General features: G+C 69.5%; 23 protein-coding genes. 19 read left to right on the top strand and 4 right to left on the bottom strand.

What is annotated here, in order from left to right; genetic code table 11:
- Nucleotides 1–17 precede the first annotated feature (17 nt).
- The 9 genes from OHA03_RS02730 to OHA03_RS02690 all read left to right on the top strand — a co-directional run bounded on the left by OHA03_RS02730 (nt 18) and on the right by OHA03_RS02690 (nt 8289).
- The gene (locus OHA03_RS02730; RefSeq protein ID WP_267000329.1) at nt 18–1001 is read left to right on the top strand and encodes a sugar ABC transporter substrate-binding protein; all 984 of its coding nucleotides are present in this window, start codon (nt 18–20) and stop codon (nt 999–1001) included.
- Nucleotides 998–2053 carry an ABC transporter permease gene (locus OHA03_RS02725; RefSeq protein WP_267000327.1) on the top strand — a complete coding sequence of 352 codons (1056 nt, stop codon included), beginning with the start codon at nt 998–1000 and terminating at the stop codon, nt 2051–2053. Before OHA03_RS02730 ends, OHA03_RS02725 begins: the two co-directional genes overlap by 4 nt.
- Nucleotides 2020–2886, top strand: coding sequence for an ATP-binding cassette domain-containing protein (locus OHA03_RS02720; RefSeq protein ID WP_267000325.1), 867 nt, complete (start codon nt 2020–2022; stop codon nt 2884–2886). Before OHA03_RS02725 ends, OHA03_RS02720 begins: the two co-directional genes overlap by 34 nt.
- Nucleotides 2887–3021: 135 nt before the next feature.
- Nucleotides 3022–4185 carry an ROK family glucokinase gene (locus OHA03_RS02715; RefSeq protein WP_030916796.1) on the top strand — a complete coding sequence of 388 codons (1164 nt, stop codon included), beginning with the start codon at nt 3022–3024 and terminating at the stop codon, nt 4183–4185.
- 13 nt (nt 4186–4198) lie between these two features.
- On the top strand, nt 4199–4795 hold the full coding sequence (locus tag OHA03_RS02710) for a hypothetical protein (RefSeq protein WP_267000321.1): 597 nt from the start codon (nt 4199–4201) through the stop codon (nt 4793–4795).
- A 336-nt stretch (nt 4796–5131) separates the two neighbouring features.
- Nucleotides 5132–6394, top strand: coding sequence for an alpha/beta fold hydrolase (locus OHA03_RS02705; protein WP_267007908.1), 1263 nt, complete (start codon nt 5132–5134; stop codon nt 6392–6394).
- A 13-nt stretch (nt 6395–6407) separates the two neighbouring features.
- Nucleotides 6408–7064 carry an MBL fold metallo-hydrolase gene (locus OHA03_RS02700; RefSeq protein WP_267000319.1) on the top strand — a complete coding sequence of 219 codons (657 nt, stop codon included), beginning with the start codon at nt 6408–6410 and terminating at the stop codon, nt 7062–7064.
- A 48-nt stretch (nt 7065–7112) separates the two neighbouring features.
- Nucleotides 7113–7892, top strand: a complete 780-nt coding sequence (locus tag OHA03_RS02695) for an exodeoxyribonuclease III (RefSeq protein WP_267000317.1) — start codon at nt 7113–7115, stop codon at nt 7890–7892.
- A gap of 73 nt (nt 7893–7965) precedes the next feature.
- The gene (locus OHA03_RS02690) at nt 7966–8289 is read left to right on the top strand and encodes a hypothetical protein (RefSeq protein ID WP_267000315.1); all 324 of its coding nucleotides are present in this window, start codon (nt 7966–7968) and stop codon (nt 8287–8289) included.
- Between the two features lie 33 nt (nt 8290–8322).
- Here the strand turns inward: OHA03_RS02690 and OHA03_RS02685 are convergent, their stop codons facing one another.
- The gene (locus OHA03_RS02685) at nt 8323–8595 is read right to left on the bottom strand and encodes a mycoredoxin (RefSeq protein WP_030916780.1); all 273 of its coding nucleotides are present in this window, start codon (nt 8593–8595) and stop codon (nt 8323–8325) included.
- 287 nt (nt 8596–8882) lie between these two features.
- Between OHA03_RS02685 and OHA03_RS02680 the strand changes: the two genes are divergently transcribed.
- From OHA03_RS02680 to OHA03_RS02660, 5 genes are all read left to right on the top strand, one after another.
- Nucleotides 8883–9323: a DUF6278 family protein gene (locus OHA03_RS02680; RefSeq protein WP_030978075.1), complete on the top strand. Its 441-nt coding sequence runs from the start codon at nt 8883–8885 to the stop codon at nt 9321–9323.
- A gap of 122 nt (nt 9324–9445) precedes the next feature.
- Nucleotides 9446–10189 carry an amino acid ABC transporter ATP-binding protein gene (locus OHA03_RS02675; RefSeq protein WP_267000307.1) on the top strand — a complete coding sequence of 248 codons (744 nt, stop codon included), beginning with the start codon at nt 9446–9448 and terminating at the stop codon, nt 10187–10189.
- Nucleotides 10190–10203: 14 nt separating this feature from the next.
- Nucleotides 10204–11115, top strand: coding sequence for a glutamate ABC transporter substrate-binding protein (locus OHA03_RS02670; RefSeq protein WP_267000305.1), 912 nt, complete (start codon nt 10204–10206; stop codon nt 11113–11115).
- Between the two features lie 16 nt (nt 11116–11131).
- Nucleotides 11132–11776 carry an amino acid ABC transporter permease gene (locus tag OHA03_RS02665; protein WP_267000303.1) on the top strand — a complete coding sequence of 215 codons (645 nt, stop codon included), beginning with the start codon at nt 11132–11134 and terminating at the stop codon, nt 11774–11776.
- Nucleotides 11773–12642 (top strand): amino acid ABC transporter permease, encoded by an 870-nt coding sequence (locus OHA03_RS02660; RefSeq protein ID WP_267000301.1) that lies wholly within the window; start codon nt 11773–11775, stop codon nt 12640–12642. Before OHA03_RS02665 ends, OHA03_RS02660 begins: the two co-directional genes overlap by 4 nt.
- Before the next feature lie 58 nt (nt 12643–12700).
- Here the strand turns inward: OHA03_RS02660 and OHA03_RS02655 are convergent, their stop codons facing one another.
- Together OHA03_RS02655 and OHA03_RS02650 are read right to left on the bottom strand one after the other, a co-directional pair.
- The gene (locus OHA03_RS02655; protein ID WP_267000299.1) at nt 12701–14296 is read right to left on the bottom strand and encodes an alpha/beta fold hydrolase; all 1596 of its coding nucleotides are present in this window, start codon (nt 14294–14296) and stop codon (nt 12701–12703) included.
- 160 nt (nt 14297–14456) lie between these two features.
- Nucleotides 14457–15659, bottom strand: coding sequence for an Ig-like domain-containing protein (locus tag OHA03_RS02650; protein WP_267007907.1), 1203 nt, complete (start codon nt 15657–15659; stop codon nt 14457–14459).
- 248 nt (nt 15660–15907) lie between these two features.
- On the opposite strand from OHA03_RS02650, the gene OHA03_RS02645 reads away from it, so the two are divergent.
- The 5 genes from OHA03_RS02645 to OHA03_RS02625 all read left to right on the top strand — a co-directional run bounded on the left by OHA03_RS02645 (nt 15908) and on the right by OHA03_RS02625 (nt 21496).
- Nucleotides 15908–17080: a peptidoglycan bridge formation glycyltransferase FemA/FemB family protein gene (locus OHA03_RS02645; protein ID WP_267000297.1), complete on the top strand. Its 1173-nt coding sequence runs from the start codon at nt 15908–15910 to the stop codon at nt 17078–17080.
- 68 nt (nt 17081–17148) lie between these two features.
- Nucleotides 17149–18756: a murein biosynthesis integral membrane protein MurJ gene (murJ, locus tag OHA03_RS02640; protein WP_267007906.1), complete on the top strand. Its 1608-nt coding sequence runs from the start codon at nt 17149–17151 to the stop codon at nt 18754–18756.
- A 99-nt stretch (nt 18757–18855) separates the two neighbouring features.
- On the top strand, nt 18856–19539 hold the full coding sequence (locus tag OHA03_RS02635) for a response regulator transcription factor (RefSeq protein ID WP_267000295.1): 684 nt from the start codon (nt 18856–18858) through the stop codon (nt 19537–19539).
- Nucleotides 19536–20972, top strand: coding sequence for a HAMP domain-containing sensor histidine kinase (locus tag OHA03_RS02630; protein ID WP_267000294.1), 1437 nt, complete (start codon nt 19536–19538; stop codon nt 20970–20972). The genes OHA03_RS02635 and OHA03_RS02630 overlap by 4 nt, the downstream gene beginning before the upstream one ends.
- Nucleotides 20969–21496 carry a hypothetical protein gene (locus OHA03_RS02625; protein WP_267000292.1) on the top strand — a complete coding sequence of 176 codons (528 nt, stop codon included), beginning with the start codon at nt 20969–20971 and terminating at the stop codon, nt 21494–21496. Before OHA03_RS02630 ends, OHA03_RS02625 begins: the two co-directional genes overlap by 4 nt.
- Nucleotides 21497–21571: 75 nt before the next feature.
- On the opposite strand, the gene OHA03_RS02620 is transcribed toward OHA03_RS02625, so the two are convergent.
- Nucleotides 21572–22315: a hypothetical protein gene (locus OHA03_RS02620; RefSeq protein WP_267000290.1), complete on the bottom strand. Its 744-nt coding sequence runs from the start codon at nt 22313–22315 to the stop codon at nt 21572–21574.
- Nucleotides 22316–22393: the final 78 nt, after the last annotated feature.

The raw sequence follows: 22393 nt of genomic DNA, 5'->3' as shown, positions 1-22393 counted from the left end.
GGACAGGGGTACGTGCGATGGGTGCCGTGCTTGCGGCGGTGCTCGGGGCATCCCTCGTGGGATGCAGCAGCACCGGTGGCAAGCGGGCGGAGGAGCGCGCGGCCCGGGCCGCCGCCGAGGGCCGGTCCGCGGTGAACACACCCCGCTGGACCTTCGCCATGGTCACGCACTCGGGCGACGGCGACACCTTCTGGGACATCGTCCAGCGCGGCGCCGAGCAGGCGGCCGTCAAGGACAACATCAAGTTCCTGTACTCGCACAATGACGAGGCGCAGCAGCAGGCCCAGCTCGTCCAGGCCGCGATCGACCAGAAGGTCGACGGGCTGATCGTGTCGCTCGCCAAGCCCGACGCGATGAAGGACGTCGTCGCCAAGGCCACCAGGGCCGGAATCCCGGTGATCACGGTGAACTCGGGCTCCGCGGAGTCCAAGGCGTTCGGCGCGCTCACCCACATCGGCCAGGACGAGTCCATCGCCGGCGAGGCCGTCGGCGACGAGCTCAACGCGCGCGGCCGCAAGAAGGCCCTGTGCATCCTGCACGAGCAGGGCAACGTCGGCCACGAGCAGCGCTGCGCCGGGGCGAAGAAGGCGTTCGACGGGCAGATGCAGAACCTGTACGTCGAGGGCACCAACATGCCCGACGTCCAGGCGTCCATCGAGGCGAAGCTCCAGGCGGACAAGAGCATCGACGCGGTCGTCACGCTCGGCGCGCCGTTCGCGGACGCCGCCGTGAAGGCGAAGCGGACCGCGGGCTCCAAGGCCGAGATCGACACGTTCGACCTGAACGCGAAGGTCGCCACCGCACTGCGGGACAAGACCCTGGGCTTCGCCGTCGACCAGCAGCCGTACCTCCAGGGGTACGAGGCCGTCGACCTGCTCTGGCTCTACCGCTACAACCGCAATGTGCTCGGCGGCGGGCGCCCCGTCCTCACCGGCCCGCAGATCATCACCTCGAAGGACGCCGCCGAGCTGGCGGAGTACACGAAGCGGGGGACCCGATGACCACGACGGAGCAACCACCGGCCCCGGCGGCCGGGTCCGACGAGCGGCTGCTGCACACCTCGGCGCTGCGCAGGCTGCTCGGCCGTCCCGAACTCGGTTCGGTCGTTGGCGCCGCGGCCGTCTTCATCTTCTTCTCGATCGTCGCCGACAGCTTCCTGCGCGCCTCCAGCTTCGGCACGGTGCTGTACGCGGCGTCCACCATCGGGATCATGGCGGCGCCGGTGGCGCTGCTGATGATCGGCGGTGAGTTCGACCTGTCCGCCGGTGTCATGGTCACCAGCTCCGCACTGGTCTCGTCGATGTTCAGCTACCAGATGACGGCCAACGTCTGGGTCGGCGTCTTCGTGTCGCTGCTGGTGACGCTGGCCTTCGGCGCGTTCAACGGGCTCATGCTGACCCGTACCAAACTGCCGAGCTTCATCATCACGCTCGGTACGTTCCTGATGCTGACCGGTCTCAATCTCGGCTTCACCAAGCTGATCAGTGGAACCGTGTCGACGAAGTCCATCGCCGACATGGAGGGCTTCGACTCGGCCCGCAAGGTCTTCGCCTCGCAGTGGACCGTCGGTGGGGTCGAACTCAAGATCACCATTCTCTGGTGGGCTGTGCTCGTCGCGATCGCCACCTGGATCCTGCTCCGTACCCGCTTCGGCAACTGGATCTTCGCGGTGGGCGGCGAGGCCGACGCGGCCCGCGCCGTCGGTGTCCCGGTGATCCGCACCAAGGTCGGGCTCTACCTCGGGGTCGCCTTCGCCGCCTGGGTCTCCGGGCAGCACCTGCTGTTCTCGTTCGATGTGGTGCAGTCCGGCGAGGGCGTCGGCAACGAACTGACGTACATCATCGCGGCCGTCATCGGCGGCTGCCTGATCACCGGCGGCTACGGCTCCGCGATCGGCTCGGCGATCGGCGCTTTCATCTTCGGCATGACCAGCAAGGGCATCGTGTACGCGGAGTGGAACCCGGACTGGTTCAAGTTCTTCCTCGGAGCCATGCTGCTCCTGGCCACCCTGCTCAACGCATGGGTACGCAAGCGCGCGGAGGCGACGAAATGACGACCGCGGCCCCCCGGGCGCTGATCGAGCTGGACCACGTCAGCAAGTTCTACGGGAACATCAAGGCGCTCCAGGACGTCTCGCTGGAGGTCCACGCGGGCGAGATCTCCTGCGTCCTCGGCGACAACGGCGCCGGCAAGTCCACCCTCATCAAGATCATCGCGGGGCTGCACCGGCACGACGCAGGCCGGTTCCTGGTCGAGGGCGAGGAGACCGCTCTGGCCAATCCGCGCGAGGCCCTGGACCGGGGCATCGCCACGGTCTACCAGGACCTGGCCGTCGTTCCGCTGATGCCCGTCTGGCGAAACTTCTTCCTCGGCTCCGAGCCGACGACGGGCGTCGGCCCGTTCAAGCGGCTCGACGTCCGGTTGATGCGCGAGACGACCCGCTCCGAGCTGCTGCGCATGGGCATCGACCTGCGCGACGTCGACCAGCCGATCGGCACCCTGTCCGGCGGCGAGCGCCAGTGCGTCGCCATCGCGCGGGCCGTCTACTTCGGCGCCAAGGTCCTCGTCCTGGACGAGCCCACCGCGGCGCTCGGCGTCAAGCAGTCCGGGGTCGTGCTCAAGTACGTGGCGGCCGCCCGGGACGCCGGGCTCGGCGTGGTTCTCATCACGCACAACCCGCACCACGCCTATCTGGTCGGCGACCGGTTCGTGCTGCTCAAGCGGGGTGCCATGTCCGGCAGCCACACCAAGGACTCCATCACCCTGGACGAGCTGACCCGCCAGATGGCCGGTGGCAGCGAGCTCGAGGAGCTCAGCCACGAGCTCGAGCGGGCCCCCTCGCCGACCCACCTGGGCGGCCATCCGGTCACCGACGACACCCCGTAGGAGAGGGCGCGGGCGGGGCGCCGCGGACCCCGACCGCCCGCCCCGACGCTCCGGCAGTGGCAGAATCGAGCCCGACGGGCGCCGTCCGCCGCCGGGAGCTGTCACCGCCCGGTCCCCCCAGACAATGCAGGGACGATGAGCACGTACCGCGACTTCACACACCGCGGCTCCGCCCGCGCCACCGTCCTGCGGACCGTCGGCACCCGCGAGCGGCGCTCGCACCTCACGGCGCCACGGGTACCCACCGTCGGCATCGACATCGGGGGTACGAAGGTGATGGCCGGCGTCGTCGACGCCGACGGCAACATCCTGGAGCAGCTGCGCACCGAGACGCCGGACAAGTCCAAGAGCCCCAAGGTCGTCGAGGACACCATCGTCGAGCTGGTCCTCGACCTCTCCGACCGGCACGATGTGCACGCCGTCGGCATCGGCGCGGCGGGCTGGGTCGACGCCGATCGCTCCAAGGTGCTGTTCGCGCCGCACCTCGCCTGGCGCGACGAACCCCTCCGGGACGCACTCGCCTCCCGCCTGGTCGTCCCCGTCATGGTGGACAACGACGCGAACACCGCGGCGTGGGCGGAGTGGCGGTTCGGCGCGGGCCGCGGCGAGGACCATCTCGTCATGATCACGCTCGGCACCGGCATCGGCGGCGCGATTCTGGAGGACGGCCAGGTCAAGCGCGGCAAGTACGGGGTCGCCGGTGAGTTCGGCCACATGCAGGTGGTGCCCGGCGGGCACCGCTGTCCGTGCGGCAACCGCGGCTGCTGGGAGCAGTACAGCTCCGGCAACGCCCTCGTCCGCGAGGCCAGGGAGCTGGCCGCCGCCGACTCGCCCGTCGCCCACGGCATCATCGAGCGGGTCAAGGGGAACATCCCCGAGATCACCGGGCCGCTCATCACCGAACTGGCCCGCGAGGGCGATGCGATGTGCATCGAGCTCCTCCAGGACATCGGCCAGTGGCTCGGTGTCGGCATCGCCAATCTGGCTGCCGCGCTCGACCCCTCCTGCTTCGTCATCGGAGGCGGTGTCAGCGCCGCCGACGACCTGCTGATCGGTCCCGCCAGGGATGCCTTCAAGCGCCACCTCACCGGCCGTGGCTACCGGCCCGAGGCCCGGATCGCGAAGGCGGAGCTCGGCCCGGAGGCAGGTATGGTCGGCGCCGCGGACCTGGCCCGGCTGGTCGCCCGCCGGTTCCGCCGCACCAACCGCCGTCGTGTCGAGCGGTACGAGCGGTACGCGCAGATCTACGACCAGGCCGCGAGCACCATCCGGTCGACCCGCAACACCCGCACCTCCTAGGGATCCCCAGAACATGACCACAGCAGAGCATCCCGTCCTGCCGCGCCAGTCCTCGCCGCCCGACGAGGGCGGCGGACGGCCCCCGGAGGGCCGGCGCCGGATGATCCGGCGACGCCTGATCACGGCGACCATCATCGTCCTGCTGATCGGCGTCCCGGCCGGCTATCTGCTGATCTCCGCCGGCCAGAGCCGCCGCTCCGGGCAGGACAAGGAGGCCGAGGCCTCCGCGCAGGGGCTCCGTGAGGGCTGGCCGTCCCGGATGCAGCGCCGGATCTTCGAGGTGCCGATCCCCGGCGACGCGGTGGACGTCCAGTACTACGAGACGAACAACTGGAAGGCCAGCCGGATGTACGTGCAGTTCCGCACGTCGTCCTCCGGACTCGACCGCTTCCTGTCCCGTCTGGGCTCCGGCCGCGCGGCCCTGACCGACGGCGACGTCACCGTCGGCGCCCGCGACACCAAGATCGCGGGCTGGCACTTCGGTCGGGGCGTCGACTGGGCGGGCACCACCCACACCAACAAGGACCCGCGCCCCACCCAGGACATCACCGTCGACATGACCGATCCGGCATCTCCTGTCGTATATGTCGTCTCTGCGGCGACCCCCTGACCGGAGGCCGACCGACCGCTCACTAACCTGGAGCGAGTGAGCGATGTGAGTGAGACGAAGACCCCGCAGCCCGCGCAGCCGTTCCCCGGCGCGCAGTCCGCACCTGCGGCGCAGCAGTTCCAGGGCCCGCAGACGCTGCAGCCGTTCCCGGGACCGCAGCCCGCGCAGCCCGGGCACACCCTGCAGCCGGTGCCGCCGCTGTCGGCCACGCAGACCGGGCACGTACCGCTGCAGCCGTCGCACGCACAGCCGGTGCAGCCCGCCCAGCCCGTGCCCCCGCAGCCGGCGCCGTCCGCCCGGCCCCGGCCGATCCCGCCGGGGTCCCGCGCGCTGCCGATGCACACCCTGCAGTACCGGTTCGACGGCCCGCAGGACGCCCCCGTCCTCGTCATCGGCCCCTCGCTCGGCACCACCTGGCACATGTGGGACCGCCAGATACCGGAGCTCTCCCAGCACTGGCGGGTCTTCCGCTTCGACCTGCCCGGCCACGGCGGCGCCCCGGCCCACCCCGCCACCGCCGTCGGCGAACTGTCCGACCGGCTGCTGGCCACCCTCGACAGCCTCGGCGTCCAGCGCTTCGGGTACGCCGGCTGCTCCATCGGCGGTGCGATCGGCGCCGACCTCGCACTGCGCCACCCGCACCGGGTCGCCGCGCTGGCCCTGGTCGCCGCCTCGCCCCGGTTCGGCAGCGCGGACGAGTTCCGCCAGCGCGGCGTGATCGTCCGCACCAACGGCCTGGAGCCGATGGCCCGCAGCGCACCGGACCAGTGGTTCACCCCCGGCTTCGCCGCCGCCCAGCCCGCCATCGTCGAGTGGGCCGTCCAGATGGTCCGCACCACCGACCCCGGCTGCTACATCGCGGCCTGCGAAGCTCTCGCCGCCTTCGACATCCGTCCCGAACTCGGCCGCATCAGCGTCCCGACTCTCGTCGTGGTCGGCGCCGAGGACCATGTCACGGGGCCGGCCGAGGCCCGCACCCTGGTCGCGGGCATCCCGGACGCCCGGCTCGCCCTCGTCCCCGGCGCCTCGCACCTCGCCCCCGTCGAGCAGCCCGGAGCCGTCACCGACCTGCTCCTCACCCACTTCTCCACCAGCTGGCAGGACACCCTCGCCGCCATCCCTGTCCCCGGCACCGGCCCCACACTCTCCGCACCCGTCCTGCCCATCGCGGAGATCGCCCCCGCCACGGCCGCGCCCGACACCGTGAACTCCGGCCGCCCGGACCCGTACGACCCGGGGATGAAGGTCCGCCGCGAAGTGCTCGGCGACGCCCACGTCGACCGGGTCCTGGCCGCGTCCGACGACTTCACCGGCGAGTTCCAGGAGCTCGTCACGCGCTACGCCTGGGGCGAGACCTGGACCCGGGAGGGCCTGGACCGCCGTACCCGCAGCTGCGTCACGCTGACCGCACTGGTCACCTCCGGCCACCTGGAGGGCCTCGCCCCGCATATCAGGGCCGCCCTGCGCAACGGGCTGACCCCCGCCGAGATCAAGGAAGTGCTGCTGCAGACCGCCGTGTACTGCGGCATACCGGCCGCGGGCGCCGCCTTCACCATCGCCCAGTCGGTGATTCAGGAAGAAACCACGCCCCGGCCGTAGCAGGATGAGCACCATGAACGCTGCGAACCCCGTGCACCTGACCCTGACCAAGAAGACGCACTCCTGCATCCGGCTGGAGAAGGACGGGCGGACGCTCGTCATCGACCCGGGCGGCTTCTCGGAGCAGGACGCGGCACTCGGCGCCGACGCGATGCTCGTGACCCACGAGCACGCCGACCACTTCGACGAGGGCCGGCTGCGGGCCGGCCTGGAGGCCAACCCGGCCGCGGAGATCTGGACCCTGCGCAGCGTCGCGGAACAGCTCTCCGCGGCCTTCCCCGGCCGGGTGCACACCGTCGGTCACGGCGACACGTTCACCGCCGCGGGATTCGACGTACAGGTGCACGGCGAACTGCACGCGGTGATCCACCCCGACATCCCGCGGATCACCAACATCGGCTTCCTGGTGGACGGTTCGCTCTTCCACCCGGGGGACGCGCTCACCGTCCCCGACCACCCCGTCGACACGCTGATGCTCCCGGTGATGGCCCCCTGGAACAAGATCTCCGAGGTCATCGACTACGTGCGCGAGGTCAAACCGCGCCGGGCGATCGACATCCACGACGCGCTGCTCACCGATCTCGCCCGCCCGATCTACGACCGGCAGATCGGCAGCCTCGGCGGTGCCGAGCACGGGCGGCTGACCCCCGGGGACTCGACCGGCCTGTGACCGGCGCCGGTCCGGCGACTGTCAGTGGGAGCCGCTAGGTTTACGTACATGCGCATCGCCACGTGGAACGTCAATTCGATCACCGCCCGCCTCCCGCGGCTGCTGGCCTGGCTGGAGAGCACCGGCACGGACGTGCTGTGCATCCAGGAGACCAAGTGCACGGCCGAGCAGTTCCCGGCGGACGAGCTGCGCGAGCTCGGCTACGAGTCCGCGGTCAACGCCACGGGCCGGTGGAACGGGGTGGCGCTGGTCTCCCGGGCCGGACTGTCCGACGTCGTGATGGGGCTGCCCGACGGCCCCGACTACGACGGAGTGCAGGAGCCCCGGGCGATCTCCGCGACCTGCGGCCCGGTCCGCCTCTGGTCGGTGTACGTGCCGAACGGGCGCGAGATCGAGCACCCGCACTACGCGTACAAGCTGCGCTGGTTCGAGGCCCTGCAGAAGGCGGTGGCCGCGGACGCTGCGGGCTCGCAGCCGTTCGCGGTGCTGGGCGATTTCAACGTGGCCCCGACCGACGAGGACGTCTGGGACCCGGCCCTGTTCGAGGGCGCCACCCATGTCACGCCCGCCGAGCGCGCCGCCCTCGCCACCCTGCGCCAGGAGGGTCTGTCGGACGTCATGCCGCGCCCGCTCAAGTACGACCGCGCGTACACCTTCTGGGACTACCGCGAGCTGCGCTTCCCGAAGAACAAGGGCATGCGGATCGACCTGGTCTACGGGAACGCCCCGTTCACGGTGGCGGTCAAGGACAGCTACGTGGACCGTGAGGAGCGCAAGGGCAAGGGCGCGTCCGACCACGCGCCGGTGGTCGTCGACCTGGAGCTGTGACCCGTCGGCCGGTGACGAAGGGCCTGATCCCGGCACAGAATGACGCTCTGATCATGCGGCGTCCTGGGGGACCATGCGCAGCCGTACCCGCACCGTCGCAGCCGCCACCGCTGCCGCCGCCCTGCTCCTCGTCCTCACCGGTTGCGGCGACGAGCCCGCCAAGGCCGATCCGAAGGCCTGCAGGGCGGTCATGGAGAAGCGGTTCGTCGAGAACACCGCCGACGGCACCGTCCCGCCGGAGTGCAAGGGCATCGACAACAAGGTCCTCGCCGGCTTCGTCGAGGACATCTTCAACGCCCATATCGGCGACGCGACGAAAGAGGCCGTCAAGGAGCTGGAGGACGAGCCGGGCGGGATGAAGGTGACGGTCAGCGACCCGCCCTCGCCCCGCCCCTGACCGAGCCACCCGGCATGATCCGAACGAGAGGACCTACGACGCCTCCAGGTGCGGCGCGTGGGTCCGGACCGCGGCCAGCACCTGCCGCTTGGACGGGTTGACCATCGAGTGGCCGGCCACGGACACCGTCGGCACGGTCTCGTTCCCGTCGGCGACCGAGCGGACGAACGCCGCCGCCTCGGGGTCCCGCCAGATGTTCACCTCGGTGTAGGTGAGGCGGCTGAACCGCAGCCGCAGTCGCAGCTTCATGCAGTACGGGCAGCCGGGCCGCCAGTAGACGACCATGCCGTCGTGGTCCTCGGCCATGCGGGTCCCCCCGTTCGCGTAGGCGTGGGGTGGATCCTAACCGGCCCGGCCGGAGCCCGGTCGGGAGGCGCTGTCAGTGGCCGCCGATACGGTGGTTCCTGTCATTGTCCCGCTTGCTGGCTGCTTGCGAAGACTCGGACCGCGCCCCGCCCGTTCAGCGCCGGGCGGGGCGTGCGGACGGCGCGTGCGGCGGCGCGCGGCCGGGTGCGTGCACCGGGTTCAGTCCTCGAACGACAGGCCGCGCGCCCTGTGGTGCGTATCCCGGCCGGGATGGGACCCTGAGTGGTATGAACATCCCTTTCTTGGACAACTGGCGTAAGCGTCACGACGGTACGCGCGGGGCGGGCCTCGCGGCCGCCGTCGAGGTCGACCCGGAGGGCGTCGCCGAGCTGCTCGCCGAATGTGAGCTGCTGCGTGTCCGAGTGGGGCAGCGTGGACTGGAACTCGACGACACTCCGGCCTCGTTGACGGCGCTCGACCAGCTGCCGCCGCGTTGGCGCGACGACCCCGAGGAGCTGCCCTGGCTGGGCAACGACGCCGGGCTGTATCTCGGCACCGTTCTCGTGCGCAACGTCCCGGGTGCGGCCTGGCACATCTGGCCGAGCGGTCAGCCGGTGGTGCGGCTCGCCTCCGGGCGGGAGATCGATGTCGTCGAGGCGGGGCTCGACTGGGCGATGACCGGCAGCCCCGAGCTCTCGCAGGTGTACGCAGAGTCAGCCGAAGGATAGTCCATCACCAAAACCAAATAAAACGCCTTATGCCCCATTTATGCGTGTCGGGTGCGAAGTCCCTTATCGGGATGGATAGTTTGCGCTGAACTCGACACAGCGATAAGTGGGTAGGGCAGCGTATGGCCGTCGATCCGTTGATCGAGCTGCGGGACGTCAATAAGTACTACGGGGCGTTGCACGTACTGCAGGACATCAATCTCACCGTCGGCCGCGGGGAGGTGGTGGTGGTCATCGGCCCCTCCGGCTCCGGCAAGTCAACGCTCTGCCGGACCATCAACAGGCTCGAGACGATCGAGTCGGGTCATATCGCGATCGACGGCAGACCCCTCCCGGAGGAGGGGAAGGGGCTCGCGCAGTTGCGCGCCGAAGTCGGCATGGTCTTCCAGTCGTTCAATCTGTTCGCGCACAAGACCGTGCTCGCCAATGTCTCGCTCGCCCAGCTCAAGGTCCGCAAACGCAAGAAGGACGAATGCGACGCGCGGTCCCGGGAGCTCCTGGAGCGGGTCGGGCTCGCCTCGCAGGCCGACAAGTACCCCGCCCAGCTCTCCGGCGGCCAGCAGCAGCGGGTGGCCATCGCTCGCGCCCTGGCCATGGACCCCAAGGCACTCCTCTTCGACGAGCCGACCTCGGCGCTCGACCCGGAGATGATCAATGAGGTGCTTGAGGTCATGCAGCAGCTCGCCAGGGATGGCATGACCATGGTCGTCGTCACGCACGAGATGGGGTTCGCCAGGTCCGCTGCCAATCGCGTGGTCTTCATGGCGGACGGCCGCATCGTCGAGGACCGCACCCCGGAGGCGTTCTTCACCGCCCCGGAGAGCGAGCGCGCCAAGGACTTCCTGTCCAAGATCCTCAAGCACTGACGGGAGGCCCCCAGTTGCGTACGAGAAAAGTGCTGGCCGCCTGTGCGGGGCTCCTGCTGGCCGTCCTTGCAGTCGGCTGCGGCAAGGAAGGCAGCCCTCCGGTGAAGGGGCCGAAGCCCGCGCAGCTGCCCGTGTACAAGGTCGACACCAGCTTCCGGCTGCCCGAGTCGAAAACCTGGACGAAGGCGAAGAAGCGTGGCTACCTCCGGGTCGGGGCCAAGGAGGACCAGCCGTACCTGGGCGAGAAGGACCCGGCCACCGGCGTCTACTCCGGCTTCGACATCGAGATCGCCAGGATGATGGCCGCCTCGCTCGGTTTCGACCCGAAGACGATCCGCTTCAAGACGATCGCCTCCGCCAACCGTGAGACCGCGCTGCAGAACGGCCAGATCGACTACTACGTCGGCACCTACACCATCAACGAGATGCGCAAGAAGCTCGTCGGCTTCGCCGGGCCGTACTTCATGGCCGGGCAGTCGCTGCTCGTCCGTACGGACGAGCACGACATCAACGGCCCGCAGGACCTGGCCGGTAGGACGGTCTGCTCGGCGGCCGGCTCGACCCCGTACCAGCGGATCGCGGCCGACTACCCGAAGGCGATCCTGGTCGCCTACGACACGTACTCGATCTGTGTCGACAACCTGCTGACCTACCAGGTCGACGCCGTCACCACCGACGACGCCATCCTGCTGGGCTTCGCCGCCAAGGCACCCAATGAGCTGAAGGTGGTCGGCAAGCCGTTCTCCGAGGAGCCGTACGGCATCGGGGTACCGCGCAGCGACAACGCGCTGCGGTTCGCACTCAACGACGCTCTTGAGGCCAACGAGAAGAACGGCAACTGGAAGAAGGCGTTCGAGGCCACCCTCGGCCTGTCCGGAGTGCCCGCACCGACTCCGCCGCCCATCGACCGCTACCCGGCGACCTGAGGGGACGGGCCACACCATGGACGTACTGACAGAGAACTTCTCGACCTACGCCGAAGGCTTCCTCGGCACCCTCGAACTCACCGTCTTCGCCTCGATCCTGGCGCTGGTGCTCGGCTTCGTGATGGCCTCGTTCCGGGTGGCGCCCGTCGGCTCGCTCCGGGTGTTCGGCACCGTCTGGGTGATGGTGCTGCGCAACACCCCGCTGACCCTGCTCTTCTTCGCCGTCCTCCTCGGCCTGCCGCGCTTCGGCCTGGTCCTGCCGTTCAAGGTCTTCGCGGTCCTCGCGCTCGGCTGCTACACCTCCGCGTTCATCTGCGAGGCGCTGCGCTCCGGCATCAACACCGTCCCGCAGGGCCAGGGTGAGGCCGCCCGCAGCCTCGGTATGACCTTCGGACAGACGCTGGGCTCCGTGGTGCTGCCGCAGGCGTTCCGCTCGGTGATCCCGCCGGTCGGCTCGACGCTCATCGCCCTCGCCAAGAACTCGGCGATCGCCGGGGCGTTCAGCGTCACCGAGCTGCTCGGCACCTACAAGACCCTCAACGAGCTGGGCTACAACATCATCTGGACCTTCGTCTGGATCGCCGTCGGCTACCTGATCATCACCCTGTCCATCAGTGCGCTCTTCAATGTGATGGAGAAGCGCTGGGGAGTCGCCCGATGACCACCCACGCCCCCGCAGCCACCGCGCTGTACGACATCCCGGGCCCGGTCACCCGCAAACGCCACAGGGTGTACGGGATCGTCTCCACGGTCCTGATCCTTGCCCTGGTCGGCTGGATCATCTATCTGCTCTTCGCCACCGAGCAGTTCACCAGCGCCAAGTGGTCACCCTTCGAGTACAAGGGCATCCAGGAACTGCTGCTGCGCGGGCTCGGCAACACGCTGAAGGCGTTCGCGTACGCCGCGGTGCTCTCGCTGGCACTCGGGGCGGTCCTGGCCGTCGGGCGGCTCTCCGAACACCGGGCGGTGCGCTGGCTCGCCACGCTCGTCGTCGAGTTCTTCCGGGCCATGCCCGTGCTGGTGATGATCTTCTTCATCTTCGTGGCGCTGAAGGTGCAGCCGCTGCCCGCACTGGTCGCCGGACTGACCCTCTACAACGGCTCGGTGCTCGCCGAAGTGTTCCGTACCGGCATCAACTCGGTGGACCGCGGCCAGCGCGAGGCCGCGTACGCCCTCGGCATGCGCAAGACGCAGGTCATGACCTTCGTGCTGGCTCCGCAGGCGGTGCGCGCCATGCTGCCCGCCATCATCAGCCAGCTGGTGGTGGCGCTGAAGGACACCTCGCTCGGGTACTTGATCACGTACGAGGAATTCCTCCACGCCGGCAAACTCATCGCGTCCAACCTCGACTACGATCTTCCCTTCATCCCCGTGGTGATGGTGATCTCGCCGATCTACATCGGGATGTGCATGCTGCTCTCCTGGTTCGCCAACTGGGTGGCCAAGCGGGAGCGGCGCAACCCGAAGACGAAGGCCGTGGAAGTCGCACCGGCCGAACCAGAAACGCTGCTGCCGGGAGCGCAGTAGCCCAGACCGGCCGTACAGCGGTCTGGAGGAGCGGTGCCCGCCCGGCAGCAGCCGGTGATCACTTCTCGCGCAACGGAACGGACAGGTACGAGGGGTCCGTGTCCGGTGAGGAGAAGGTCAGCTGTGAACCGGCCGGGTTGTGCTCGATATAGAGCGGGTCGACCGTGTCGACGACCAGGGCGAGTCGGTGACCGGCCGGAAGGTCGTAGGCCGTGGAGAACAGCTCCAGGTCCACGCCGAACGGCCGCCCCGGCGTCTGTCCGTGGAAGGTATAGGGGGCGTTACTGACCAGCTTGCCGAGGCCGAGCGGCCCCTCGTCGTAGAGATAGGCGACGAGGGTGCCGCTCTCCTTGTTGCTGGTCACCGTGGTGTGGAGCTTCGCCGTGCCGCGGATGTGCTGTGCGGAGCCGTACCGCTCGGACTGCCAGACACCCGCGAAGGCGCGCGGCAGCAGGGGGATCGAGGCGACCGGAGGCAGCTTCACGAACTGGTCGAGGGCGTTCGACAGCATCACGATGCCGCCGTCGGCTCCCGAGTCGACGTTCGCGTAGATCTTCTTCGTACCGCTCAGCGCGATCCGCTTCCGGTCGGCGCCGACCGACTTCCAGTCCGGGTAGCCCTCGTAGCCGCTGTCCGTACGGGACTTGAGCTGGACCGGCTGTTCCTGGTCGATGCCGTTGCGTACGTCCTTGAGGTAGCGGTCGAACCAGCGGTGTGCGTCGGTCCAGGTGTCGTTGGGCAGGCCGAGCAGACCGGTGGCCTCGGCGGTGGCGTGGTCGCCGGGGCGGAACTCCAGGCGCTTGGGGACGCTGAGCTTCTCGTAGAACGAGGCGTACTGGTTGGGCGGGAAGATGGTGTCGCCCCACGCGTTGCCCATCATGACGGCGGCGCCGTTGGCGTTGATCTCGTCCAGATACGTGGCGGGGGAGCGCTTCTTCCCCCAGGCGATCATGTCCGGCTCCTTGGCCAGGTTGGACCCGAGGAAGTCGGCCAGCGTCGTGTTCAGTTCGTCGCTCGGGCGGCCGGTGAGCAGGCCGGCCCCACCGAGCAGTGCGGCGGCCTGGAGGTGCTGGGTGCGGCCGCTGTAGATGGAGTCGATGAGGTCGGCCCAACCGCTCAGCGCGACCACGGCCTTGATCCGCTTGTCGTGGCCGGCCGCGAGCAGGCTGATGCCCGCTCCGTACGACACGCCGCCCATGCCGATGCGCTGCGGGTCGGCGGGGGTGTGGGCGAGGGCCCAGTCGATGACGGCGGAGACATCGGCGATGTCCGGCGGCCCTGCGACCTCGATCCTTCCGCCGGAGAGCCAGAAGCCGCGTGAGGTGTAACTGACCACCACATAGCCGGAGTCGGCCAGCTGCTGTGCCTGGGCGAGATACTCGATCTGCGGCGTCGCCCAGCTGGAGGGCAGCACGATCAGCGGGTGTTTGTCGCCCGGCTCCGCACCGGCGGGTGTGAAGACATTGCCCTTGAGCGTGATCCCGCCGGAGCCGGGGATGTCGTAGAACTTCAGGCTCGGGGCCGACGCCGCCGCGGGTGCGACGAGGGGCTGGGCGACGGCCGCCGGAGCCGCGCCGAGGGCGGCTCCGGCGATCAGGACGGCGGCGGTTCCGATGGATGCGGTGGTGCGCAGAGCCGGGTACGGACGTCCCACGGGTCACTCCTCACGCGTGTCAGTGCAAAGTGACCCGACGGTAACCCTGGCCATTTACCGTTGGTAACTCCCTGGTGAGTTTCGTGAGCGTAACGATTGTTGGACGTGGTGTCAGCGGTGACGCGAGGTCGGGGCGTCGGAGCTGTCGCGGACTCGCGGATCAGTCGAGAGCGCTCTTCGCCTGCCAGTCGGACCAGGACACATTCCACGCCCCGTAGCCGTTGCCCTCCGCGACCGTGCCCTTGGCGTCCGCGCCGGTGATCTCGAACGGGTCGCCGACCTGCGCCTTCTGGTACAGCTCCGCGGCGTTCGCGTCGCTCATCCCCACGCAGCCGGAACTGTGGTTGGCGACCCCGAAATACGCGGCGTTCCACGGCGCGGCATGGGCGTACATCCCCGACCAGGTCAGCCGCATCGAAGAGTCGACCATCTTGTCGTACGCGTCGCCCAGGCCTACCGTCTCGGAGCGCATGTTGATCGTGCCCTCCTTCGCCATCAGTACGGCCGTGCCCCGCCAGGACGCCCTGTCCCCGCCCGGGGTGCCCGCCGACATGGGCACGTCCATGACCGTCTTTCCGTCCCGGTGCAACGCCAGCCGGTGCCGGTCGAGGTCGACCTTGACCACCTGGTTGCGGCCGATCGTGAATGTCGTCGCGTAGTCACGCACGAACCAGCCGCCGGCCGGGCCCGAGTCGATGCCGTTCAGATCGGCGTCGAGCGTGACGCGCGTACCGGACTTCCAGTACTCCTTGGGCCGCCAGTCGATCCTGTCCTTGCCGGAGTAGTCCTGCAGCCAGCCCCAGGACCCCTCGGTGGTGTTCGACGTGCTGACCTTCAGCCCCCGCTCGACCGCGGCCTTGTCCTTCACCGGGTTGTCGAAGACGATCGACAGCGGCTGGGCGATGCCGACCGTGGTGTTCTTGCCGGGGGCGAGCGTCAGCTTGTTGACCTTGTCGGCGTCGACGGTCGAGAACCCCGCGTGGTCGGTGCCGCCTCCGGTGTCCGTGGCCTCGACGCTGTACTCGGTACCGGGTGCGGCGACCCGGTCCGACGTCCAGGTCCGGCCGTCGCCGGATATCCGGCCGGTGAGCGCGTCACCCTCGGCGGCGGTCACCTTCACGGTCTTCAGCTTCCCGTCGGCCAGCGTCACCGTCACCGGCTTGCCCGCGGCGGCCTTCGTGCCCTGGAGGTTCACCGTGATCCTGGTGTCCGGAGTCCTGGCGGGCCCGGCATCATCACCGGACCCGGAACCCGAGTCCGATGCGGCGGCGCCCGAGCAGGCGGTGAGGGCGGCGCCGAGCACCGCCGTACCTGCGATCAGAGTCAGCCGGGCCGGGCGGGCGAGCGAGGTGGTGCGGCGTATGCGCCGGCATACAGAGATCAACGGAAAAACCTCCATGGCAGTGCTTCTCATCGGTGGAGAGGCATGTACTCGACCATAGGTTCCGCAAATACCGGGAAAACCATGGACTCCCTTGTATGACAAGGAACGCAGCACAACGGTCATCGTCCGGTCACATTCGCCGCGCGGACCCGTCATGGGCCGCTGTGAACATCCTTTACAGCCCCGCCGAGCCGTCGGCCGGGAGGGACCAGGGGAGGGCCACGGACATGTCAGCGCTGCTCGCGACCGGTGACCGCAGAGGTGAACAGGGGCTACGGATACGCAGTCTCACCGCTGCCGAGCACCGGGCATGTGTGACCGCGCGCGCCGGGGCGAGCTTTCTGCAGTATCCGTCCTGGGCCGAGGTGAAGGATCAATGGAAGTCGGAAATGGTCGGATGGCACGGCGGCAGCGGTGAATTGGACGGCAGTGCTCTCGTGCTCTACCGGCAATTCCCCGGTACCCGGAAATACTTTGCCTATCTGCCGGAAGGACCGGTGGCCGATTGGGCCGATCCCGAAATCGACCGCTGGCTGCTGCCATTGATGGCGCATCTGCGGAAGGCCGGTGCCTTCGCCGTACGGATCGGCCCGTCACCGGCCTACCGCCGCTGGGACACCGCCCGGCTCAAGGCGGCCACCGGGCCCCGTCGGAAGGTCGGGGACGTCCTGGCGACCGAGGTGGACCCGCTCGGCACCGCCGTCGCCGAACGGCTCCGGGCACGCGGCTGGCACCGGTGCGGCGGGGACGGCGACGCCGGGAACGACGCCGACGCCCAGCCGCGCCATGTCTTCCAGGTGCCGCTCGCCGGACGCACCCCCGACGACCTGTGGGCGGGGCTCAACCAGGAGTGGCGCCGCAACGTCCGCAAGGCCCAGAAGTGCGGTGTCCGGATCGTCGTCGGCGGTGCGGCCGAACTGCCCGAGTTCCACCGGCTGCTGCGGATCACGGAGGAGCGGGACGGCTTCCGTCTCGGCCGCTCCCTCGCCTACTACCAGCGGCAGTACGCCGTGCTCAACGCCGAACAGCCCGGCCGGATGCATCTCTACCTCGCCGTCCACGAGGGCGAGATCCTTGCCGCACACACCATGATCAGCACCGGGCGGCGGGTCTGGTACCAGACGGGCGCGTCCGCCGACCACCGCCGCGAGGTCCGCCCCAGCAACGCCCTCCAGTGGCAGATGATGCTCGATGCGCTGGCTCTCGGCGCCGAGGTGTACGACATGCGCGGGGTAGCCTCCACCCTCGACCCCGACGACCGCGCCTTCGGACTGCTGCGCTGGAAGCTCGGCACCGGCGGACAGGTCGTCGAGACCCTCGGAGAGTGGGAGACATCAGTGGGCGGAGCCGCCAACAACACGCTGTACCGCGCGTTCCAGGCGTACTTGGCGCGCCGGTGACCGCCACCGAGGCGACCGGAGAGGTCGCAGAGGACGAGCAGAGGACAGCGACGGACAGGTCGGGGCCGGTGCTGCGCAGCGGCGCCGTCATGGCAGCCGGCTCGGTCGTCTCGCGCGCCACCGGGTTCATACGCTCGGCGGTCGTCGTCGCCGCGCTCGGCACCGGACTCCAGGCCGACGGGTACACGGTCGCCAACACCGTCCCCAACATCCTCTACATGCTTCTCATCGGCGGGGCCCTCAACGCGGTGTTTGTCCCGGAACTGGTGCGGGCCGCCAAGGAACACGCCGACGGAGGCGCCGCGTACACCGACCGACTGCTCACCGCCTGTGCGGTCGGCCTCGTCGCCCTCACCGGGCTCGCTGTCGCCGGCGCCCCGCTGATCGTCGCTGTCTACACCCCCTACTCGGGCGAGCGGGCGGAGCTCACGATCGCGCTGGCCCGTTACTGCCTGCCGCAGATCCTCTTCTACGGGCTGTTCACGCTCCTCGGTCAAGTACTGAACGCCCGCGACCGGTTCGGCGCGATGATGTGGACACCGGTCCTCAACAACCTTGTGATCATTGCCGTGTTCGGACTGTATCTGGGCGTCGCGGCAGGCTCCGACGGCACGCTGACCCCCGCGCATGCCCAGTTGCTGGGGTGGGGGACGACGGCCGGGATCGCCGTGCAGACGCTGGCCCTGGTGCCCGCCCTGCGGGCCGCGAAGTTTCGCTGGCGGCCCCGGTTCGACTGGCGGGGGAGCGGCCTCACCCGGCCGCTGCGATCGGCCGGCTGGCTCGTGATGCTGGTACTGACGAACCAGGTCGCCTACTGGGTGGTGACGCGGCTCTCCACCCTCACCGGGCAGCACGCCGTGGAGCAGGGCGTGGTGGGCGGCGCGGGCTATACCGCGTACAGCTACGCCTACCAGCTGTGGGTGGTGCCGCAGGGCATCGTGACAGTCTCGCTCGTCACCGCGCTGATGCCGCGGATGAGCCGGGCGGCGGCCGACGGCGATCTGGCCGGGGTGCGTCGCGATGTCTCGTACGCGCTGCGGACGACGGCCGCGGTGGTGGTGCCCGCAGCGGGTGCGCTGTTCGCGCTCGCGCCGTGGGTGATGGGGGCCGTGTTCGGGTACGGACGTACCGGCGCCGCCGACATCACGGTGATGGCGGGGATGATGACGGCATTCGCGCCGGGACTGATTGCGTTCTCCGGGCAGTACGTGCTGTCCCGGGGTTTCTACGCGATGGGCGACACCCGTACGCCGTTCCTTCTGAACCTGGTGATCGCGGCGTTCAACGCGGGGCTGTCCGGTGTCGCGTATCTGTTGCTGCCCGCGCGGTGGGCGGTGACGGGGATGGCCGCGGCGTACTCGGTGGCGTTGTTCGCGGGGTTCGCGGTCACCGCGTATGTGCTGAATCGCAGGGTGTCGGGCGGATCCGGTGAGCGGCGGTCTCCACTGTGGCGGTCGCCCGGACTGTGGGCGCATGTGCGGCTGGTGGTGGCGTGTGTGCCCGCGGGGGCGCTCGGGTACGGGGCGGCTCGTGCATGCGACGGTTCCGGCGACGTGGTGGCAGCGGCGGCGGGGGTGATGGTGCTTCTGGGGGTGGTGGGGGCGCTGGCACGGCCGCTGCGGCTCGCCGAGGTCAGTGCCGTGCTGGCTGCGGGGCGGGGGCGGTTGCGGCGGTAGGGGGCGCCGGGGTCGGCCGGCGGCCGCTCTGTCCTTGATGGTGCCGGACGGCCCGGCTGTGCCGGTCGGCTCGATAGCGATCGTTGGGATACTGATGCCATGCCGCGTGTGCTGTTGATCGAAGACGACCCTTCCGTACGTGAAGGGGTGGAGCTCGGGCTGCGAAGGCGCGGTCATGAGCTCCGGGCCGTGGAGACCGGCGAGGCGGGACTCGGCGCGCTGGCGGAGTTCCGGCCCGATCTCGTCCTCCTCGACCTGATGCTGCCCGGCATGAACGGCGTCCAGGTCTGCCGTCGCATACGGGAGTCCAGCCAGCTGCCGATCATCATGCTGACCGCCCGTGGGGACGACTTCGATGTGGTCGTCGGGCTGGAGGCCGGCGCGGACGACTACATCGTCAAGCCGGCCCGCACCGAAGTGATCGAGGCCAGGATCCGGGCCGTGCTGCGGCGGCTCGCCGAACCAGCCGGGCGCAGCGGCATCGAGTTCCACGGTGAACTGGCGGTGGACCGTTCCGGGTTGTCCGTCGCCAAGGCGGGGGAGCGGATCCTGCTCGCCCCGTCTGAACTGAAGCTGCTGCTGCATCTGTCGGCCTCTCCCGAGCAGGTGTTCAGCAGGCAGCAGCTGCTCGAGTACGTCTGGGAGCACAGCTACCACGGCGACGCGCGACTGGTCGACGCGTGTGTACGGCGGTTGCGGCAGAAGATCGAGGATGTGGCGGGCAGCCCCCGGTACATTCAGACCGTCCGCGGTTTCGGCTACCGGTTCGGGCCGCTCGCATGAAGGTTCTCGGCGCCCGGTTCGGTCTGCGGACCCGTCTCATATCGGCATTTCTTCTGGTCGCTGCGATCAGCGCGATCACCACTGCGACCCTGACCTACCGCGAGGCCCGGTCCGCGATCCTTCAGCAGGCGCAGGACACCGCGGTCGCCCAGTTCCGCGACCGGGTCACCGCGCAGACGGTGACCCTCCCGTTGGACGCGGCCCAGCTGCAGCAGGTGTGCCGGACCCTCGCCCGGGAAGGCAAGCCGCACACCTGGATCGTCTTCGCCGAATATGCGGACCTGCGGGTCTCGTCGTCGGACCGGTCCACCTCGAACGTGATCACACCCGAACTGCGCGCCGCTGCCCGCACCAACGCACACGCCTCGTTCCAGCGGGTCGTCAAGAACGACGAGCCCTGGCTGACGATCGGGATGCCCGCGATGTTCGACCGGGGTAACGGCCCGCAGCGCACCGGTCTCGTCCTCTTCGCGGTGATGCCGCTCCACCCCGAGGAGGCCAATGTCAATGCCATGGTCACCGCGGCTCGCGACGGCGCCCTGCCCGCCCTCCTCATCGCGCTGGTGCCGGCCCTGCTGGCCGCCCGCAGCGTGCTGCGCCCGGTCCGTGATCTGCGCCGGGCCGCCGCCGGAATCGGACGGGGCGAGCTCGACACCCGTATCGAGGTGAAGGGATCCGACGAACTCGCTGAACTGGCTTGGACGTTCAACGAATCGTCCACCAAGCTCCAGCAGTCCGTGGAGGAGCTCCAACGGGCGGAGGCACGGGCCCGGCGCTTTGCTTCCGACGTCTCGCACGAGCTGCGCACCCCGCTCGCCGGGATGCTTGCCGTCACCGAGGTCCTCGATGAGGATGCCGCCCATCTGAACGCCGACACCGCGGCGGCCGTCCGGCTGATCAGTGCGGAGACGGGGAAGCTGGCCACGCTCGTCGACGACCTGATGGAGATCTCCCGCTTCGACGCGAAGGCCGCGGGCCTCCACCTCGACGAGGTCGACGTCGCCGAGACGATCCGTAAGACCCTGCAGGCCAGACGCTGGGAGGGACAGGTCGCCACCGAACTCCCGGACGGAATACGGGGGGTGCTCGACCCGCCCCGCTTCGATGTGATCGTCGCCAATCTGGTCGGCAACGCCCTGCGGCACGGCGCGGAGCCCGTCCGGGTACGGCTGCGGACCGAGCGGCGGGACGGGGCGGACTGGCTGGTGACGGAGGTCGAGGACAGTGGCCCCGGGATCGACCCGGCCGTCCTGCCGCACATCTTCGACCGGTTCTACAAGGCCGACGAGGCGCGGACCCGGTCGGCGGGCAGCGGGCTCGGACTGGCGATCACGCAGGAGAACGTACGATTGCACGGCGGCACCGTGCACGGCGCCAACAGGCCCGACGGCGGTGCCGTGTTCACGGTCGAGCTTCCGCTGGAGGGGGCATGAGGCGAGAGCGGGTACTCGGCGCTCTGCTGCCCTTCGTGCTGCTGGCCACCGGGTGCGGCATCCGGTCCACGGACGTGGTCGAGGTCGGCGATTCGGCAACCGTTCAGGTGGCCCCGGGCGCTCGGGCGGGTACGGTGCTGTACTTCATCTCGCCGTCGTCCCGGGGCGGACTGCTTCCCGTCGTACGGCAGGTCGACAGCCCGGTGGACACGACATCCGCGGGAACGGGGGAGGGGTCGCAGAGCTGGGGCAAGGAGCTCTCCATGCTGTTCAGCGGTCCTTCCCCGGCGGAGAAGAGGGCCGGCCTGCGGACCGAACTTCCCATGATCCGCGGCGAGATGCTCGTGCGCATGGGTCGGGAGGGAGTGCGGGTCCGGCTCGAGTCCACCGTCAACCAGCTCTCTGAACTGGCCCGGCAGCAGCTGATCTGCACCATCGCGCACGCGCGCGGCGCCGAGCAGGGCACGAAAGTGACGGTGTCCGGAACCGACGGATCCATCGGGCCGGTCCGCTGCTCCTTCTGATCACCTGACCGCCCCCTGCACAGGGATGGGGGAGCAGGGGAGGCCGGGCGGGCGCGGCCCGGACCCGAGGGCGGATCAGCTCGACGCGCGGTGCGAAGTGCGCTGTGCCGGTACGGGCGTCTGCGCGGCGCGCGTCACGTCGGCGACCAACTCCACCACATCGGGGCCGTAAGCCTGCGAGTTGACCACCTTGAGCAGCAGGCAGAACGTGTTGTTGCCGTGCTTGCGGGACAGCTTCTCGTAGTTGCGGGCCAGGTAACGGGACGCCGCCTGGTTGGTGATCGCCTGCTGTCCGCAGAACAGGAAGACCGGCCGGGCATCCTGACCGGCCGTCAGTCTGGCGAGCAGAACGTGCTCGCTGATTCCCTTCTCCGCCCGGTAGCGCTCCGTGCCGATCTGGAAGGCGCCACGGTCCGGGCCCGCCTCCGGCTCGGTGTTCACCTTCACACCGGGCAGCAGGGAATGCAGATGGGCGGCCATCCGGCGGTTGGAGACCGGCCCGCCCACGCAGAACTCGGTGCGCTCGCCGAAGCCCTGCTGGGCGGTGTCGTGGGACACGATCTGGGCGTGCGCCGAACAGTCCTTGATCAGCGCGGAGAGTTCGAGCAGGGCGAAGACGTCGTGCCGGTGGACGGCGCCGTCGCCGCCCGCGTCGCGGTTGACGACGAGCAGGCACTCGGAGTTCCCGGGCAGCCCGAAGAACGCCTGCTTCCGTCGGAGTCTGCGGCGCCAGAGATAGGTGCGAGCCGCCCAGCCGAGGGCGGCGCTGATGCCGGCGGCTATCACGCCCAGCACGATGTTGCGTACGTCGTCAGTCATGGGCGGGCATGTTAGCGGTCATTCGGACCATGTTCACGGTGGCCCTGACGAGACCGGTGAGGCGGCGTTACCCTGCGC

This window comes from Streptomyces sp. NBC_00154 (assembly GCF_026342835.1).
GTDB lineage: Bacteria > Actinomycetota > Actinomycetes > Streptomycetales > Streptomycetaceae > Streptomyces.
This window is presented reverse-complemented; position numbering and strand designations above follow the sequence as displayed.